The organism is Paenibacillus sp. 01T422 (genome assembly GCF_056398785.1).
Map to the genome: position 1 here is coordinate 1 of NZ_JBFTQB010001602.1, position 511 is coordinate 511.

1 pseudogene is annotated in these 511 nt (G+C 43.4%); it reads left to right on the forward strand.

Annotation, left to right across the window (positions count from 1 at the left end):
* Positions 1-511: pseudogene (locus AC1DUA_RS40380) on the forward strand (hypothetical protein); the annotation flags it as partial.

Below are 511 nucleotides of genomic sequence, written 5' to 3' on the forward strand. Positions count from 1 at the left end.
ACTATAAAAGTTATGTCACCTATGCGCTGCAGCAAAAGCTCATGACCAATCAGACAGGCGGCAAATTCGGCGGTAACGTGAATGTGACTCGTAAAACGCTGGCACTGGCTTCCTATGCAGCGCTCCAGCTTCATCTGACTACGGCTAAGCCTGCTAAAGCTTCGATCGCTGAAATAAAAGTAATCGGCAAGAATAAATTAACCGTAAGGTTAAACCGTGAAGTTGACAGCAATAAAGCTGTTTTGAACGTGACGAAAATGGGTTATCTAGATTCGGACAACAAACCTGTCAAATTCGAACCGATCACCACATGGTCTGATGACAGCACGACAGCTACGCTTGAAATGAGTGATGATTTAAAATTTGCACAATATCAAGCCATCCTAAGTGGCGTGGATGTTGATAACGGAACGATGAGCTTTATAGCTGAGAATGAACGGGCAGCTAAATTTGAGTTTGTTACAAACACGGAGAAATTGCCATGGTCTAAGGCGCTTATAACGTATAAGGC